General features: G+C 71.2%; 12 protein-coding genes and 1 pseudogene. 8 read left to right on the forward strand and 5 right to left on the reverse strand.

Annotated elements, in window-relative coordinates; genetic code table 11:
• The 4 genes and pseudogenes from ACLEQD_RS19305 to ACLEQD_RS19320 form a co-directional block, all read left to right on the forward strand.
• Positions 1-383 (forward strand): annotated as a pseudogene (locus ACLEQD_RS19305) (hypothetical protein); the annotation flags it as partial.
• 38 nt (positions 384-421) lie between these two features.
• Positions 422-2,896 (forward strand): S8 family peptidase, encoded by a 2,475-nt coding sequence (locus ACLEQD_RS19310; protein ID WP_410385775.1) that lies wholly within the window; start codon positions 422-424, stop codon positions 2,894-2,896.
• Positions 2,897-3,010: 114 nt separating this feature from the next.
• Positions 3,011-3,637, forward strand: a complete 627-nt coding sequence (locus ACLEQD_RS19315; protein ID WP_410385776.1) for a CPBP family intramembrane glutamic endopeptidase — start codon at positions 3,011-3,013, stop codon at positions 3,635-3,637.
• Between the two features lie 24 nt (positions 3,638-3,661).
• On the forward strand, positions 3,662-4,696 hold the full coding sequence (locus ACLEQD_RS19320; protein WP_410385777.1) for a 2-dehydropantoate 2-reductase: 1,035 nt from the start codon (positions 3,662-3,664) through the stop codon (positions 4,694-4,696).
• 89 nt (positions 4,697-4,785) lie between these two features.
• Here the strand turns inward: ACLEQD_RS19320 and htpG are convergent, their stop codons facing one another.
• Positions 4,786-6,765 carry a molecular chaperone HtpG gene (gene htpG, locus ACLEQD_RS19325; protein ID WP_410385778.1) on the reverse strand — a complete coding sequence of 660 codons (1,980 nt, stop codon included), beginning with the start codon at positions 6,763-6,765 and terminating at the stop codon, positions 4,786-4,788.
• A gap of 131 nt (positions 6,766-6,896) precedes the next feature.
• Here htpG and ACLEQD_RS19330 point away from each other — a divergent pair, with 131 nt between their 5' ends.
• From ACLEQD_RS19330 to ACLEQD_RS19345, 4 genes are all read left to right on the forward strand, one after another.
• Positions 6,897-8,615 (forward strand): dipeptidyl-peptidase 3 family protein, encoded by a 1,719-nt coding sequence (locus tag ACLEQD_RS19330; RefSeq protein ID WP_410385779.1) that lies wholly within the window; start codon positions 6,897-6,899, stop codon positions 8,613-8,615.
• Positions 8,616-8,691: 76 nt separating this feature from the next.
• Complete coding sequence (locus ACLEQD_RS19335; protein ID WP_410385780.1) at positions 8,692-9,417, forward strand: fatty acid desaturase; 726 nt, start codon at positions 8,692-8,694, stop codon at positions 9,415-9,417.
• A gap of 34 nt (positions 9,418-9,451) precedes the next feature.
• Positions 9,452-10,441 (forward strand): protein-methionine-sulfoxide reductase catalytic subunit MsrP, encoded by a 990-nt coding sequence (gene msrP / locus ACLEQD_RS19340; protein WP_410385781.1) that lies wholly within the window; start codon positions 9,452-9,454, stop codon positions 10,439-10,441.
• 4 nt (positions 10,442-10,445) lie between these two features.
• On the forward strand, positions 10,446-11,063 hold the full coding sequence (locus ACLEQD_RS19345) for a sulfite oxidase heme-binding subunit YedZ (RefSeq protein ID WP_410385782.1): 618 nt from the start codon (positions 10,446-10,448) through the stop codon (positions 11,061-11,063).
• A 9-nt stretch (positions 11,064-11,072) separates the two neighbouring features.
• Here the strand turns inward: ACLEQD_RS19345 and ACLEQD_RS19350 are convergent, their stop codons facing one another.
• The 4 genes from ACLEQD_RS19350 to ACLEQD_RS19365 form a co-directional block, all read right to left on the reverse strand.
• Positions 11,073-11,555 carry a response regulator gene (locus ACLEQD_RS19350; RefSeq protein WP_410385783.1) on the reverse strand — a complete coding sequence of 161 codons (483 nt, stop codon included), beginning with the start codon at positions 11,553-11,555 and terminating at the stop codon, positions 11,073-11,075.
• Positions 11,556-11,680: 125 nt separating this feature from the next.
• Entirely contained in the window at positions 11,681-12,904 is a 1,224-nt protein-coding gene (locus ACLEQD_RS19355; RefSeq protein WP_410385784.1) for a hypothetical protein, read from the reverse strand.
• On the reverse strand, positions 12,901-15,465 hold the full coding sequence (locus tag ACLEQD_RS19360; protein ID WP_410385785.1) for a TonB-dependent receptor domain-containing protein: 2,565 nt from the start codon (positions 15,463-15,465) through the stop codon (positions 12,901-12,903). The genes ACLEQD_RS19355 and ACLEQD_RS19360 overlap by 4 nt, the downstream gene beginning before the upstream one ends.
• Positions 15,462-15,803: PEGA domain-containing protein (locus tag ACLEQD_RS19365; protein WP_410385786.1), on the reverse strand; the 342-nt coding region annotated here is incomplete at its 5' end. The genes ACLEQD_RS19365 and ACLEQD_RS19360, both read right to left, overlap by 4 nt.

Here is a 15,803-nt window from a genome sequence, read left to right on the forward strand (position 1 = left end):
GCCCGGCGGTGTCCGCGTGGCGGCACCTGCGCACATACGCCATCGCGGAGGCCCTGCCCGCGCAGCCTCCGTCCGCGCTGGTGGAGCCGCACCGGCCCGTGCGCCTGGCCGCGGGGCTCTATGTGTGCGGAGACCACCGCGAGAACGCGTCCATCGACGGGCGCTCGCGTCGGGGCGCCGCGCGGCGGAGGCGGTGCTGCGCGACCTGGGCAGATAGTCCTCCGGGGCGCGTCCCCCGGCTGACCGCCGCCGCGCGTTCCCCGTGGCCCGGGCGCAACGCGTTGCCTCCCGGACAACACGTCGGGCGCGGGCGGAAGCGCGAAGGGGGGGGACCAGCCGGCCGGGCTCCTGACTCCTGGACGTGCTGCCCGCAGCGGACCTAGGGTCTGAAGCGCACACTCGTTCTCCAAGGAATCTGTTCATGCTCCGCCGCCTTGCCCTCCTGGGGTTGCTCGGTCTCGTGGCCTGTCCCGGCGACAAAAGCAACGATGACGACGACGACACCACCTCCACGAAGGGGACCGTCACGGGCACCCTGCAGCCGTTCCAGGCGGGCTCCGCCGCCGCGAGCGCCGGGGCGTCGCTGGAGGCGTTCTTCTCCCTGCCGGGCGCGAAGGACCTGTCCCGGAAGGTCTCCAGCGCGCTGGCGGCGCGGGGCGTGTGGCGCACGGGCATCCCGTCCAAGCCGCTGACGCACGAGGCGTCGCTGCTGACCGGGGAGCTCATCGTCCACTTCGACACGCCGGGCCTGTCCGCCGAGGAGGCCGTCGCGCAGGCGCGCGTCGCGGGCTACCACGTCGTGCACCAGGCCTTCCTGAGCGACACGCAGCACCTCTTGCGCTACGAGGTCAGCCAGCCGCAGGCGATGTCCGGCGGCACGCCCACCGTGCGCGCCCTCACCGAGGCGGAGCACGTGCGCGTGCTCCACCAGGTGCAGGCCGTGCCGGGCGTGCGGAACGCGGAGAGCAACGTGCGGGTGCACGCGCTGGCCGTGCCCAATGATCCGCTCTACTCGCGGCAGTGGCACTACAAGAACATGAACCTGCCGGCGGCCTGGGACCTCAATACGCCCGCCATCGAGTCCATCGTCATCGCGGTGGTGGACACCGGCATCACGGTCCACCCGGACCTGAACTCGCGCGTGCTGACCGGCGTGGACCTCATCTCCAGCAGCGCCAACGCGGGCGACGGTGACGGCGTGGACGCCGATCCGACGGACAACGGCAAGGACCTGCCCAACGGCGGTTCGTCGTACCACGGCACGCACGTGGCGGGGACCATTGGCGCGGCGTCCAACAACGGCGTGGGCGTGGCGGGCGTCACCTGGTCCGGGCGGAACATCCTGCCGGTGCGCGTGCTGGGCACGCAGGGCGGCTCGCTGGCGGACATCATCGCGGGCGTCACCTGGGCCAGCGGCGGCAGCGTCCCGGGTGTGCGGGCGAACACCACGCCCGCGCGGGTCATCAACATGAGCCTGGGCGGCAACGGGTCCCCGTCGGCGGAGATGCAGACCGCCATCAACGCGGCCACCGCGCGCGGCGCCATCCTGGTGGTGGCCGCGGGCAACGAGAACGCGAACACCTCCACCAGCTTCCCCTGCAACCAGCAGAACGTCATCTGCGTGGGCGCGGTGCGCTTCAACGGCAAGCGCGCCAGCTACTCCAACTTCGGCACGGCGGTGGACATCATGGCCACCGGCGGCCAGACGAGCGAGGACCGCAACGGCGACGGCTTCCCGGACGGCGTGCTGTCCACGCTGCCCAACAGCAGCAACCAGCCCTCCTATGACTGGTACCAGGGCACCAGCATGGCCACCCCGCACGTGGCGGGCATCGTGGCGCTGATGCTGGCGCAGGACCCCAACCTCACGGTGACGGACGTGGAGGGCATCCTGCGCGACACCGCGGACACGACGAGCCAGTGCTCCGAGGGCTGCGGCGCGGGCCTGGTGGACGCGTACGCCGCGGTGCTGCGCGCCAAGCCGGGCGGCGGTGATCCCAACGCCGCGCCGAAGCTGGCCATCAGCACCACGCAGCTGTCCTTCACCGGCACGGCGTCGCAGGCGCTGACGGTGCGCAACAACGGCGGTGGCACGCTGCAGGTGGGCGTGACCGTCTCCGGCACCAACGCCTCCGCGGTGTCCGTCTCCAGCTCGTCGCTGTCCATCCCCGCGTACAAGTCCGGGTCGCTGAACGTGAGCGTCACCCCGGGCTCGCTGCCGGCGGGCAGCTACGTGGCGCAGCTCGACCTGGCCGGCGCGTCCGGCGCGGGCAACGCGCAGGTGCTGGTGAAGTTCCGCGTGGGCGCCAGCGATGAGAAGGACGCGTACATCGCGTTCGCGTACCTGGACGCCGCGGGCGAGGTGCAGATCGACGACGAGGGCATCGCCCCGGTGTCCGCGTCCGGTGGGTACAACTACAGCCTGAAGATGACGCCTCGGGACTACCTGGTGCTGGCGTCCATCGACGACACCGGCGAGGGCAACTACTTCGACGACGGCGACCGCGTGGGCTTCTGGCGTGACACCACCCAGGTGGAGACCGTGCCGGTCACCAAGGGCAAGACGACCAGCGGCATCAGCTTCACGCTGGTGCCCTACCAGTCGGACGACGACCACACGCCGACGACGACCGTCGGTGGGGCCTGCACCACCAACGGCGAGTGCGGCACCGGCGGCCAGTGCCTCACCGGCACCAGCTTCCCGGGCGGCTACTGCACCCAGAGCTGCGTGACGGACAGCTGCCCGTCGGGTTCGGCCTGCTACAGCAACGACCAGGGCGCCACCGCCTACTGCTTCGTGTCCTGCACGCCGTCGGGCAGCAACCCCCAGGGGACGTGCCGCACGGGCTACCGGTGTGTCAGCGACGGCGCGGGCAGCGGCGCGTGCCTCCCGTAGTGTCGTGACGGTCCGGCTTGCCGCCGGCGGTGCACGCGTGAACGTGCCCGCCGGCGTCCATCGCGCCGGGGTAGGCTGCCGCGCGCGATGACCGCTTCTCCCGGGGGAGCTCCGTTGGCTGGTGACGCGGCCCTGCCTGTCTGGCGGGCCGCGGCCGCTGGCGGTGTGCTGGCCTGGACGGCGCTGGTGCACGTGCATCCGCCGCGCTTCTTCGCCGTCGCCTCCGTCTTCTGCGCCGTCTGGCTCGCGGTGACGTGGCGGGCGATGGGCCCCTGGCGAAGGCCGCCTCCCTCCCTGTCGCTTCCGGATGCCGCATGGGCTGGAGCCCAGGCGGTGGTGCTGTACGCGGGCGCGCGGGCCTTCCTGTGGGCCTTCTGTGGCGGCTTCACGGACGCACTCTGCGGGCCGCTGCGAACCATCTACGCGACGTTCGGCACGGGGTCGCTGGGGACGGCGCTGGCCCTGGTGCTGGTGCTCGTTCCCGCGGAGGAGCTGTTCTGGCGCGGGTGGGTGCAGGGCGCGCTGCGTCCCCGGCTGGGGCGGTGGGGCGCGGTCGCCGGGTCGGCGGTGCTGTCGAGTCTGGTGCTGCTGGGCTTCGGTGAGCCGCTGCTGGCGCTGGCCGCGCTGCCCACGTCGCTCGCCTGGGGCGCGCTGGCGGAGTGGCGCCGGACGCCCGTGGCGTCCTGGGTGAGCCATGCGCTGTGGGACGTGCTCATCGTCGTCGTGTGGCCCGCGACGTGAGCGTGCGTGCCACAATGCGCGCCCATGGCTTCGTCTCCTGAACTCTGCGTCTTCGGCGCGGGCAGCATCGGCTGTTACGTGGGTGGGCGGCTCGCCGCGACGGGCGCGGTGGTGCGCTTCATCGGCCGCGAGCGGGTGGTGTCGGAGGTGCGTGCGCACGGCCTGCACCTGACGGACTGGCAGGGCGCGGACCTGAAGGTGCCCGCGGCGGACGTGCGCATCGACACGGAGCCGGAGGCGCTGGCCACGGCGGACCTGGTGCTCGTGACGGTGAAGTCCGCGGCGACGGAGGAGGCGGGGCGGACGCTCGCGGCGCGGCTCAAGCCCGGTGCCGTGGTCATCAGCTTCCAGAACGGGCTGCACAACGCGGAGGTGCTGCGGGGGCTGCTGCCCGGCCGCACGGTGCTCACGGGGATGGTGCCCTTCAACGTCGCGGCGCAGGGGCAGGGCCATTTCCACGCGGGTTCGGAGGGCACGCTGGAGGTCGCGCGGCACGCGGGGCTCGAGCCGTTCCTGGAGGCCTTCGTTCGCGCGGGACTGCCGCTGAAGCAGCACGCGGACATCGTCGCGGTCCAGTGGGCGAAGCTGCTGTTCAACCTCAACAACGCGCTCAACGCGCTGGCGGACCTGCCGTTGAAGGAGGAGCTGTCGCAGCGCGCGTGGCGGCGGTGCCTGGCGCTCGTGCAGAAGGAGGCGCTGGCGGTGCTGGACCGTGCCGGGGTGAAGCCCGCGAAGCTGACGCCGCTGCCGCCAGGGTGGATCCCCTTGCTGCTGGGCGCGCCAGACGCGGTGTTCGGTGTGCTGGCGAAGAAGATGCTGGCCATCGACCCCAAGGCGCGCTCGTCCATGTGGGACGACCTGCACGCGGGGCGCAAGACGGAGGTGGACTACCTCAACGGCGAAGTGGTCCGTCTGGGACAGCAGCACGGCATGCCCGTGCCTGTGAACTCACGGCTCGTGGAGTTGATCCGCGAGGCGGAAGGCGGGAACCGCCGCGCGTGGACCGGTGTGGCGTTGCTCGCGGACCTGAAGGGGGCAGCGCTCGCGAACCGGGCGTGAGGCCCCATGTCCCCGCGTGGCGGGCCTTACGACCTGCGGACTCACAGGCGTGGCGGGTCCAGCGCTCCCGCCACGCCGTGCGCCAGTGATCAGCTGGACTGCGTCTGCGTCTGAGCCGTCGTCGCGGCGGGCGGCGGCACCTGGGCGGCCGGGATGCCGTTGCCCGCGTTCGCGGCCACCTGCGTGAGCAGCGCCGTCATGCGGCGGGCGAAGCGGTTCGGGTCGCTCAGCGGGCTTCCCTCCGTGAGCAGCGCCTGGTCGTGGAGCAATTCAATCCACTCGCCCACCTGCGGCGCGGCCGGGTCGCTCGCGAGGAGGCCGCGCAGGTGCTCGATGACGGGGTGCTTGGGGTTGACCTCCAGGATGCGCTTGATGCGCGGCATCCCCTTGCCGCGCTCCTTGAGCAGGCGCTCCAGGTAGGCCGGGGTGCCGCCCTCCGACACGACGAGGCACACCGGCGAGTCCGTGAGCCGGTCCGACACGCGCACCTCGCGCACGTCCTCCTTCAGCACGTCCTTCATCTTGTCCGTCAGGCCCTTGAGCCCCTCGGACTGCTGCTCCTTCGCCTTCTTCTCCTCCTCCGTGGACTGGAGCTTCAGGTCCGCGTTGAGCGCGGAGACCAGCGGCTTGCCCTGGAACTCGCGCAGGCCCTGCGCGGCCCACTCGTCCACCGGGTCCGTCATGAAGAGCACCTCGTAGCCGCGCTGCTTCAGCGCCTCCAGGTGCGGGCTGTCCGCCACCGCCTTCCGGCTCTCGCCGTAGACGTAATAGATGGCCTCCTGGCCCTCCTTCATCCGGCCCACGTAGTCCGCCAGCGACGTGAGCCCTTCTTCGCGCGAGGACTCGTAGCGCACCAGCGCGCCCAGCTTCTCGCGGTACTCCGTCTCCAGCGTCAGGCCCTCCTTCACCACCGTGCCGAAGGACTCCCAGAACGTCCGGTAGTCGTCCGGCTTGTCCTTGGCCAGCTTCTCCAGGAGGTCCAGCGACTTCTTCACCACGTGCTTGCGGATGGCGCGCACCACCGCCGAGTCCTGCAACATCTCACGCGACACGTTGAGCGGCAGGTCGTCCGAGTCGATGACGCCGCGCACGAAGCGCAGCCACTGCGGCACCAGGTCCTCGCAGCGGTCCATGATGAACACGCGCTTGACGAACAGCCGCACGCCGCGCTGCTGCTGTGAGTTCAAGTCGAACGGCGGGTGCTTGGGCACGAAGAGCAGGCCGGTGAACTGCTGCGTGCCGTCCGCCTTGAAGTGCGTCCACGCCAGCGGCTTGTCGAAGTCGTGCGTCAGGTGCTTGTAGAACTCCTGGTACTGCTCGTCCGTGATTTCACTCTTCGGACGCTGCCAGAGGGCGCTCGCCTTGTTCACCACCTCCAGCGCGGTCTCCGTGGCCTGCGTGTCCCCGCTGCCCACGTGCTTCGTCACCTGGAGCTTGATGGGGTGGCCCACGTAGTCCGAGTACTGGGTGATGAGCTGGCGCAGCTTCCACTCGTCCAGGAACTCCTTCTGGTCCTCCTTCAGGTGCAGCGTGATGGCCGTGCCGCGCGAGGAGCGCTCCGCCGGCTCCACCGTGAACGTGCCGTGCGCCTCCGACGCCCACTTCCACGCGGCCGTCTCACCCGCGGCGCGGCTCACCACCTCCACCCGGTCCGCCACGAGGTACGCGCTGTAGAAGCCCACGCCGAACTGGCCGATGAGCTGCATGTCCTTCTGGCCCTTCTGCGCGAGCGCCTGGATGAACTCGCGCGAACCCGAGTGCGCGATGGTGCCCAGGTTCTTCACCAGCTCGTCGTGCGTCATGCCGATGCCGGTGTCCTCGATGGTGAGGGTGCCCTTGTCGGCGTCGGGGACGATGCGAAGCTCCAGCGCGGGCTCGTCCTTGAGCAGCTCCGGCTCCGTGATGGAGCGGAAGCGCAGCTTGTCCAGCGCGTCGGAGGCGTTGGACACCAGCTCACGCAGGAAGATCTCCTTGTGGCTGTAGAGCGAGTTGATGACCAGGCTCAGGAGCTGCTGGATCTCCGCCTGGAATGAATGGGTTTCCCGCTGGGGGTGGGTCTCTGCGGACATGAAGGCCTCCGGGCGCCGAGGGAGCCGCGCCAATGCCCTTCCCATAACCATGCCCGGCGGCTTGTCGAGAAGAGGGAATCCGTCCCCACCCGTTGCTGGGAGACGGGGGCGGGTTGGGGTAGGGAAGAGGCATGCCCAAGTCCAGAACCCTCCTGCCCCTGCTCGGGGCCCTGCTCCTGTCGGGCGCCGCGCCCGCCCAGGAGGCCCCCGCCCCCCTGCCCGACGCCCCGGCGCTGAAGCGGATGACCGCACGCTTCGCCCCCGTGGACGTCAAGGTGGACGTGTCCAAGCTGCCGGACGCGGAGAAGCGCGCCCTGGCCAAGGTGCTCCTGGCCGCGAAGATCATGGACCCGCTCTTCCTGAGCCAGGCGTGGGCGGGCAACCCGACGCTGCTCCTGGACCTGGTGAAGGACACCACGCCCCTGGGCAAGGAGCGGCTGCACGCGTTCCTGCTCAACAAGGGCCCCTGGTCGCGCCTGGACGAGGCGAAGCCGTTCATCCCCGGCGTGCCGCCCAAGCCGGACGAGGGGAACTTCTATCCCGCCGGCGCCACCAAGGCGGAGGTGGAGGCGTGGGTGAAGGGCCTGCCGGAGGCGCAGCAGCACGCGGCCACGGGCTTCTTCACCACGCTGCGCCGCGGCCCGGACGGCAAGTTCATGAGCGTGCCCTACAGCGTGGAGTACCAGGGCGAGCTGGGCATGGCCGCGCAGCTCTTGCGTGAGGCGGCGGCGCTCACCCAGCAGCCCACGCTCAAGCGCTTCCTGGAGGCTCGCGCGGCGGCGTTCCTGTCCAACGACTACTACGCGAGCGAGGTCGCGTGGATGGAGCTGGACGCGAGCGTGGAGCCCACCATCGGGCCCTACGAGGTCTACGAGGACGGCTGGTTCAACTACAAGGCCGCGTTCGAGGCCTTCATCGGCGTGCGCGACGACGCGGAGACGCAGAAGCTGGCGAAGTTCAGCGCGGAGCTCCAGGAGCTGGAGAACAACCTCCCCATCGACGCGGGCCTCCGCAACCCGAAGCTGGGCGCGCTGGCCCCCATCCGCGTCATCAACAGCCTGTACTCCTCCGGTGACGGCAACCGGGGCGTGCAGACGGCGGCCTTCAACCTGCCCAACGACGAGCGCGTGGCGGCGGAGAAGGGCACCAAGCGCGTGATGCTGAAGAACATCCAGGAGGCCAAGTTCCAGCGCGTGCTGCTGCCCATCGCGAAGGTGGCGCTGCCCGCGAAGGACCGCAAGGACGTGTCCTTCGAAGCCTTCTTCACGCACATCCTCATGCACGAGCTGATGCACGGCCTGGGGCCCCACAACGTCACCGTGGCCGGCAAGCAGACGACGGTGCGTCAGGCGCTGCAGGCGTCCTCCAGCGCCATCGAGGAGGCCAAGGCGGACATCTCCGGCCTGTGGGCGCTCCAGCGGCTGGTGGACAAGGGCACGCTGGACAAGGACCTGCAGCGGACCATGTACACGACGTTCCTCGCGTCCGCGTTCCGCTCCATCCGCTTCGGCATCGACGAGGCGCACGGCAAGGGCATCGCGCTGCAGCTCAACCACTTCCTGGACACCGGCGCGGTGAAGGTGAACGCGGACGGCACCTTCGAGGTCGTCCCCGACAAGATGCAGGCGTCCGTCACGTCGCTGACGAACCAGCTCATGTCCCTCCAGGCCAAGGGCGACCGCGCCGCCGCGGAGGCGCTGCTCGCGAAGCAGGGCGTGGTGCGCCCCTCCGTGCAGAAGGTGCTGGAGCGGCTCAAGAACGTGCCAGTGGACATCGAGCCGCGCTACGTCACCGCCGAGTCGCTGGTGAAGGACTTCGGCGCCCCGGCCGCCGCGTCCGCGAAGAAGTAGCGTCCCGGCCGCTCCCCGTCCCACCCGCGCGCTTTTCTTCGTGCGCGGGGGGCGGGGCATGGCCAGTAAGGGAACCATGCCGCCCGAGTCCCCCGCCCGTTCCGTGCCCCCCGACCCGTGGGGCGTCGTGCTCGCGCTCGCGGTGGTGGGCGCGTGGGGCGGGCACCTGGCGTGGCTGCTGGCGGGGCCTGCCCTGCCGTGGGCCTCACCGCTCCCCTGGCTGCACGTCCTCTTCCAGATGTGGCTGTCCACCGGCCTCTTCATCACCGGCCATGACGCCATGCACGGCACCGTGTCCCTGCACCGCCGGGTGAACGCGGGGGTGGGTACGCTGGCCTGCTTCCTCTTCGCGGGGCTGTCCTACCGCCGGCTGGTGGTGAACCACCGCGCGCACCACGCGGACCCCACCGGAGACCACGACCCGGACTTCGCGGCCCGGGGCCTGGCCTTCTGGCCGTGGTTCGGGGCCTTCATGGCGCGCTACACGACGTGGCCTCAAATCGCCGTCATGGCGCTGAAGTTCAACGCGCTGCTCTGGCTGGGCGTGCCCCAGGCGCGCATCCTGGCCTTCTGGGTGCTGCCGTCCGTGCTGGCCACCGTGCAGCTCTTCTACTTCGGCACGTACCTGCCGCACCGGCGTCCGGATACGGAAGGGATGGCGCCGCACCACGCGCGCACCCTGCCGCGCAACCACCCGTGGGCCCTGCTGTCGTGCTTCTTCTTCGGCTACCACTGGGAGCACCATCAGTCCCCCGGGACGCCCTGGTGGCGGCTGTGGCGGGTGAAGGACGCCCGGCGGTAACCGGAAAAGGCCCTGGAGCGTTATAGAGGGAGCCATGCGCGACACGCTCCCTCCCGAGCCCCCCGGCTCCGAAGTGACGCCCGAGAAGCTCTACCTGCGCCGCCGCGAGTTCATCAAGAACGCGGGCCTGTTCGCGGGCACCGCCGCGGTGGTGGGGGGCGGGCTGTACCTGCTGGGCATGAAGCGCACCCGGCCCATGGACGGCTTCGTGCCGGACGCGGGCGCGGTGGAGCAGCCGGTGGCCCCCGCCCAGGGCGTCTTCGTCACGGACGAGCCGCGCACGCCCTACGAGGACATCACCACCTACAACAACTTCTACGAGTTCGGCCTGGACAAGAACGACCCGGCCCGCCGCGCGCACACGCTGAAGACGCGGCCGTGGACCGTCGTCATCGACGGGGAGGTCCACAAGCCGTGGACGGTGGACGTGGATCAGCTCATCTCCGCCTTCCCGCTGGAGGAGCGCGTCTACCGGATGCGCTGCGTGGAGGCCTGGTCCATGGTGATTCCGTGGCTGGGCCTGCCCCTGGGCAAGCTGCTGGACCGCGTGCAGCCCACGTCCTTCGCGAAGTACGTGGCCTTCACCACGCTGGAGGACCCGGAGCAGATGCCCGGCCAGAAGAGCCCGGTGCTGGACTGGCCCTACGTCGAAGGGCTGCGCCTGGATGAGGCCCGGCACCCGCTGACGCTGCTGGCCACGGGCCTCTACGGCAAGCAGCTGCCGCCGCAGAACGGCGCCCCGCTGCGGCTGGTGGTGCCGTGGAAGTACGGCTTCAAGGGCATCAAGTCCATCGTCCGCATCACGCTCACGCGCGAGCAGCCGCCCACGACGTGGAACCTCGCCAACAAGCGCGAGTACGGCTTCTACGCCAACGTGAACCCGGCGGTGGACCACCCGCGCTGGAGCCAGGCCTCGGAGCGCCGCATCGGCGAGGGCTCGCGCCGGCCCACGCTGCCCTTCAACGGCTACGCGGACGCGGTGGCCGGCCTCTACCGCGGCATGGACCTGAAGCGGGACTTCTAAAACCATGGCCTCCTCCAAGCTCCCCTGGCTCAACCCCGCCATCGCCGTCGGAGGCCTGGCGCCGCTCGTGCAACTCGCGGTGCTGGGGGCGCAGGGGGAATTGGGGGCCAACGGCATCGAGTTCGCCCTCAACCAGACGGGCCTCTTCGCGCTGGCGGTGCTGATGGCGTCGCTGGCGTGCACGCCCGTGCGGCTGGTGACGGGCTGGACGTGGCCCGCGCGCATCCGCCGCACGCTGGGCCTCCTGGCCTTCACCTACGCGGCGGCGCACTTCCTCACGTACTCCGCGCTGGATCAGGGCCTGGACGTGCGCGCCATGGCGGAGGACGTCTTCACCCGGCCCTTCATCACCGTGGGCTTCACCGCGCTCATGCTGCTGGTGCCGCTGGCCGTCACGTCCACGAACAAGTGGGTGCGCCGGCTGGGCTTCCCCAGGTGGCAGCGCCTGCACCGGCTGGCCTACGTGGCCGCGGTGCTGGGCGTGGTGCACTTCGTGTGGCGGGTGAAGAAGGACGTCACGGAGCCGGTGCTCTACGGGGCCGTCCTGGCGCTGCTCTTCGCCGTGCGCGTGGGAGAGGCCGTGCGCAAGCGGCGGGCGCTGGCGACGCAGCGCCCGGCCTGAGGCGGGGCGCTACTTCGCGGCGGCGCGGGGCAGCGGGAGGATGGTGTCCACCAGCGTCATCAGCTGCGCGCAGCTCACCGGCTTGCGCACGAAGGCGCTGATGCCGGCCTTCTGGCCCAGCGCGCGCACCTCCGCCACGTTCGGGTCGCCCGTCATCATCAGGATGGGGACCTTGGACAGCCTGGCGTTGGAGCTGGCGCGGACCTGCGCGGCGAAGTCCGCGCCGTTCATCCCGTCCATGTGGAAGTCGGTGAGGATGAGGTCCACCTGCTCCGCCTCGGCGACCTTGAGGCCCTCCTCGGCGGACTCGGCCTCCAGGAACTCGAAGCTGCGGGCCATGAGGTAGATCTTCAGCAGCGTCCGGATGGAGCGGCTGTCGTCCACCAGCAGCACGCGTTGCGGGCCCGTGCTCCCGGCCGGACGGACCGTGGGCGTGCTCCCCGTGGGGCGGGAGGGCGCGGATTCGGGGGCGGAGAGAGGGCCGGCCTTCATCGGAATCAAAACCTCACGGAGGGGGGAACGCCTCCAGCAGCTCCACTCCATGGTCGCGGATGGGCCCTGCGAAGTCAAAGCAACCCAGGGCGCCACGCCGCGATTTCAGGAGGGCACAGCCGACCTCAGCGGACCTCCAGCACGAAGGCCTGGGACTGCACGCCCGGCAGCCCCACGGCCTCGGCGAGCGCGGGGTCCAGCTCGTTGGGCAGCCGCCACGTCTGCCCCGTGGACTGCAGCAGGGTGACGCTGTAGCGCCCCGGGGGCACGGCCGCGAGCGGCGCGGGCGCGGCGGGGTCGCGCGCGTCCAGCGCCAGGGCGCGGATGGCCACCAGGAGCTGCGGGACGAAGACGGGCTGCGGGCGGGGCTTGCCTTCACCATCGAGCAGGGCGGCGAGCAGGGGATCGGGCACCAGGCCGGCCGCCAGCACCACGACGTCCGGCTTGCCGTCCAGGCCGCCGTTGGCGCGCGCGTAGTCCACGCCCTCCTGGTCCACCACGCCGTCGCGGTCGAGGTCGTTCTCGTCCACGTAGCCCGTCACGCCCTCCGCCAGCTTGCGCACGATGACGCGCGGCCAGAAGTCCGGCACGCCGTCGCCGTTGGCGTCATCCGGGACGCCGTCCTTGTTGGCGTCCACGAGCTGCACCCAGAAGCCAGGAGGCCGTTGATCCACCGCGCCGGTGAGCACCTGCGGCGTGAGCGTCAGCAGCTTCGTGGGCGTGGTCGCGGGGGTGAACTCGCGCGCGTCCGCGGTCTGGAAGGCGGGCCGGTCGAAGGGCACGGTGGCCGAGTCCGCGAAGGACACGGAGACGCCGGTGAGCGGCTGGGGCCAGCCGTCCGCGTCCGTGGTCACCTCCAGGATGCGCGTGGCGCCGGTGGCCGGGTCCACGGCGCCGCCGCCCACGTCGCCCGCGTTGGGCTCGGAGGTGACGCCGTACCAGGGGTTGAAGTCGGACACGTGGCAGGGCTGCGGCACGTTGCGGCAGGTGTCCGCGTCAATGAAGCCGCGCAGCAGGTAGCGGCCCGGCTCCACCAGGCTCAGCGAGAACGGCGCGGTGAACGGGCCCGTGGAGCTGTCCCCCAGCGACGCGCCGAACAGCTCCGCGGCGGTGACGACGGTGAAGGCCACCGGCCGGCCGGAGCCCGCGGGCGGCGGCGGGTTGGCCGCGTCGTAGAGGAACACGATGGCGTTGCCGCGCGCGCGCGACTGCACCACGAGGCTGCCCTCGATGCGGGCCGAGCGCGTGTTCTGGCGGCCGTCCGCCGTGGGCACCACGTCCGGGGAATCACAGCCGCCGGACAGGAGCGACGCGAGCGCGAAGGCGAGGAAGCAGAGGGGGCGCTTCATGGGGTCACCGTGAGGTTGGCGAACACGCGCCGCTCGATGCGGTTGCCGAAGGGGTGCTCCGAGTGGCTGCCGCCGAGCTGGCTGCCCTGCAGCGCCACGGAGACGAAGTCCTTCACCACGGTGTAGCCCACGCGGGCGTTGACGACGGTGTACGCGGGGAGGTTGTTGGCGATGAGGTCCACGCGCGTCGGGTCGGACGCGGAGGGCTCGCGCTCCACCCAGGTGGTGGAGGTGGTGAACGCCGCTTCGATGCCGAACTCCAGGTCCGTGCGCGTGCGGTAGGTGACGCCGCCGAAGAGCCGGAACGCCGGCGCCTGGCTGCACGTGCCGCACTGGCCCTCGTCCTCCGGCAGGTCGGAGGAGACGTGCTGGTACGCGGCGCTCGCCTTCACGCCCAGGCCGTCGATGGGGGACACGTTGATGCCCGCCTCGACGCCGCGCGCGGTGTAGATGGCGGCCTCGTTGGTGAACAGCGAGCGGCCCAGGAGGTAGCTGCCGGTGCCGCTGTCGTAGGCCTCGCCGGCGGGCAGGGGCTGCACGGGCGACAGGGCGATGAGGTCCTTCACCGTGTTCTGGTACAGGGCCACGTCCCAGTCCAGGCCCAGGCGCGGGGACTCACCGCGCCAGCCCAATTCCAGCGCGTTGAGGCGCTCCGGGCGCAGCGTCCGGTTGCCGGTGGTCAAGAGGCTCACGCCGTTGACGCCCGGCACGGGCACGGGCAGCCGGGTGTAGCTCTCCAGGAACGTGGGCTCGCGGAAGGCGGTGGCCACGGACGCGCGGAAGGCGTGCCCTTCCATGGGCTGGAACACCGCGGACAGGCGCGGCGACTGCGCGATGCCCGGGTTGCCCTTGTCCAGGAGCGGGTGGCGGTCCACGCGGTAGCTGACCACCAGCCGCAGGGGCTGCACGATGCGCCACTCGTCCTGGACGAAGGCCGCCGCGTGGAACTCCTCGCGCAGGCCGTCCAGGTAGGTGAAGGCCACGCGCTTGAGGCGCCCCTCCACGCCGATGTTCACCTGGTGCTCACCGGCCAGCTCGAAGCTGCGCGCGTACAGCGCCTCGCCGTTGAAGACGTTGGAGGCCACGGTGGTGGCGGCCGAGCGCTGACCGATGGGCTCGTACTGCGGCCCCGCGTCGCCGGACAGGTGGTTCCAGAACGCCTTGAGCTTCACCGCGCCCAGCTCCACGTCGGCCTTGGCGTACGCGCCCAGGCCGTCGATGTAGTAGTTGCGCAGCAGGCCCAGCGGATAGATCTCCGTGAGGTAGCGGTGCACGCCGCCGGAGAGGCCAATCGCGCGCCCCTCCTCGAACGAGTAGACCGTGGACAGGTTGGCGCGAGCCCCGCGCTGGCCCAGGTCCGGATCCGCCGGCCCTTCCAGGGCGAAGTCCGGGCGGCCGGACGCGTAATCGCGGCTCCACTTGTCCTCCTGCCGGTAGGCGGCGGACGCGCGGTAGCGCAGGGCGCCGTTCTGGCCGTGGCTGACGAAGGAGCCCTGCACGGTGTTGCCGCCGCCCGCCATGGCGCCGAAGCGCGCGCGCCGGCCGGTGCCGGGGGCCTGGGTGATGATGTTGATGACGCCCAGCATCGCGTTGGCGCCGTACAGCGCGCTGCCCGGACCGCGGATGACCTCGATGCGGTCAATCTCCTCCAGGCCGATGGGCAGCCCCGCCCACAGCGTGAGGCCGAGGAAGTCCTGGTACTCGGTGCGGCCGTCCACCAGCACCAGCACCTTGTTGGCCAGCCGCTGGTTGAAGCCGCGCAGGCTGACGTTGGCGCTGCCCACGCCCATGGCCATCACGTCCGCGCCGGGCACGCGGCGCAACAGCTCCGGCAGCGTGGTGGCGCCGGACAGGCGGATGTCCTCCGCGGTGATGACGGTGGTGGCGTTGGGCGACTCCAGCGAGGACTGGGCGCGGCGGCTGGCCGTCACCACGCGCTCCTCGTAGGGCACCAGGCCCTGGTCGCCGGAGGTGTCACCGGACTCGGCGCTGGCGCTGGCGTCCGTGCCGGGCGTGGCCGCGGGCTGCTTCGGCGCCTGGGGCTGGGCGGTGAGCGACTCCGCGCGGTTGACGGCCTTCTCCAGCCGCTCCATGAGCGTGGCCAGCTGCTGCTGGGCCTGGATGCTCGTGGGGGGCGGCGGGGGCATGGGCAGCCCGGTGGTGGAGCCCGTGCCGGACGTGCCGGCGGGTTGGGTGCCGGGGGCGGGGGCCTCCGCCTGCGCGGCCTGGCGCGTGGCCTCCAGGCGCGCCACCTGGGCCTGCACGCTGGCGGCGTCCGGCGGGTTGGACGCGAGGTAGCGCTTGTAGCGGTCCAGCGCTTCGTCGAACCGGCCCGCGTCCTGGTACGCCCGGGCGATGTTGTAGAGGACGCTGGGGTGCGGCTTGATGTTGTAGGCCTCCTCCAGCTCGGCGATGCCCTCATCGAACTGCTTCTGCTCGATGAGGCTCATGCCATTGCGGAAGTGGCGGCGCGCTTCGAGGCGCGCGTCCGCCAGGGCCTCGGTCGCGCAAAGACACAGCGCGAGGAGCGCTCCACGTCGGAAGGCTGTCGGGGGATTCACTGGTACGGATCGTCCTTGTACGAGGAGCTCGGAGCCTTGGGGGAAGGCTTCGGTGCCTGCTTCTTGATGCGCGGAAGCTTGATGGAGACGTTGACGGTGGTGCCCGGCTCACCCGAGTACGTCTTGCTGACGGTCTGGTAGCCGTCCATCGCGAACGACACCTCCACGTCCGCGAGGCCCGGGCTGTCCGGGGTGTGGGTGATGGTCAGCGGGGTGTTGCCGCGCACCCTGCCGTTGACCTTCACCTCCGCGCCCGGGGGGTCGCTCTCCACGTCGGAAGCGGACGGGGCGGGGGGGGGCCGTCGCGCCGCCACCGCGGGCTCGGCGGCCGCGGCGGG

Source organism: Corallococcus sp. 4LFB, assembly GCF_046520365.1.
GTDB classification, from domain to species: domain Bacteria; phylum Myxococcota; class Myxococcia; order Myxococcales; family Myxococcaceae; genus Corallococcus; species Corallococcus caeni.